The sequence below is a fragment of the Brachyspira catarrhinii genome (genome assembly GCF_005518285.1).
GTDB lineage: Bacteria > Spirochaetota > Brachyspiria > Brachyspirales > Brachyspiraceae > Brachyspira > Brachyspira catarrhinii.
Genome location: NZ_SJDU01000432.1, coordinates 1 through 1750, shown reverse-complemented (window position 1 = coordinate 1750; position 1750 = coordinate 1). Strand labels below are relative to the sequence as shown.

Sequence of the window (1750 nt, the reverse complement as noted above, 5' to 3'; positions counted from 1 at the left end):
TTGAACCTTCAAAGAAATATCTTACAATATCCAAAAATCCGTTATGAGCCGCGGAAATAAACGCGCTTGAAAATACATTCGCTTTTGAATTTCCTAATTTTTGATGAATATAATGAACCAAAGATAAATTTCCGCTAATCGCCGCTATAGTCAAAGAATATCTTGGAATTTTCAAATTTCCTTTATTGATTATATATTCGACTATATCAATATTTCCGCTCGAGATTGCATAAGACAAAACCGTTTCTTCGTATATATCTTCATCGTCAAGTTTCGCTCCGTTGTCGATTAAAAATTTCACGGCTTGAAAATCGGATTTCTGGCAGACATACATAAGAGGCGTCATACTTATATCGGTTTTCACATTTACATTCGCCTTATTTTCAACCAATATTTTTATTATATCGAAATAATCTTCCGAGCAGGCGTAATGCAAAGCCGTTTCGCTATTAACATTGCTTAAATTGACATCCGCCCCTCTTTCAATCAATAATTTTACTATATCGAAATGTCCGCTCGCAGACGCGTTCATTAAAGGAGTTATAAATAATTTGTCTTGTTTATTTATATCCGCTCCAGCGTCCAAAAGAATTTTTACTATTTCTATATGCCCCAATTTAGCCGCATGAGTAAGAGGAGTAAGCCCCAATATATTCGGCAAATTGATGTCTATATTTTTATTGTTTAATAATATTTTGACTACTGACGCTTTATTATTGGCAGCCGCTTCATGAAGTTCAATTTCTATCTCTCTCATATCGTTTCCTTTTTGAAAAATTTTAAAAATAATTATTTTTAAGATATAGCAAAATTAAAATCAAATCATAAGTTTATTATATAATATTTATTATAAAACTTCAATTATTAAATTTTAAAATTATTTAAATTTTTTATTTCGTTTTATTTCAATATAAAGTAAATAGAAGCTATAGCGCAATATATCGCGGTTCCCACAATATCGCAAATGGAAGTTAAAACGGGCGCTCCGCTTATAGCGGGGTCGATTTTAAATTTCGTTAAAATAAAAGGCAAAGTTATTCCGATTACGCTTCCTATAAAAACTATGCTAAACATTGACATCGCCACTATAGAAGCGATTTCTATTCCTCCTCTTATTATTCCCAAAATATAACCTCCGAAAGCCATACTCAATCCCAAAATCGAAGCCACGACAGTTTCTTTTGAAAGCATATAAAACCAATCTTTTAATGTCACATCTCCAACCGCTAAAGAACGAATAACCAAAGTCGCCGATTGACTTCCAGCGTTTCCTCCGCTTCCAATTAATAAAGGCAAGAATACTACCAATATTATATGTTTCTGTATCGTTCCTTGAAACGCGCTTATTATTCCTCCAGAAAATAAATTTACGAAAACCAAAGCCAAAAGCCATAATATTCTTTTTTTATAAATCGTAAAAATTGGAGTGATTTTCAAATTATCGTCAAACTGATTTATTCCCGCCATTTTGTGAAAATCTTCGCTATATTCTTCTTCCGCAACATCTAAAATATCGTCTATCGTCACAATTCCAATCATAGAATGTCTGTCGTCTATAACGGCTAAAGAATGCAAATTATATTTTTTTATTATATCTACCGCTTCCTCTCTATCTTCGTAAACCGAAATATAAGGGCAGTTATTTATGATTTCTGAAATCAAAATATTTTTGTCGGTAAAAAATAATTTTCTTATTGCGATAGAACCGAGTAAAGTTTTTTTTGAATTCAAAACATATATAGTCGTATAA

Annotated in this window: 2 protein-coding genes; both read right to left on the bottom strand. The window is 31.7% G+C overall.

Annotated features, from left to right (window positions below; genetic code table 11):
- Positions 1-757: ankyrin repeat domain-containing protein (locus EZH24_RS11210; protein WP_170310866.1), on the bottom strand; the 757-nt coding region annotated here is incomplete at its 3' end.
- Between the two features lie 143 nt (positions 758-900).
- On the bottom strand, positions 901-1750 hold an 850-nt coding region (locus tag EZH24_RS11205; protein ID WP_137999188.1), incomplete at its 5' end, for a magnesium transporter.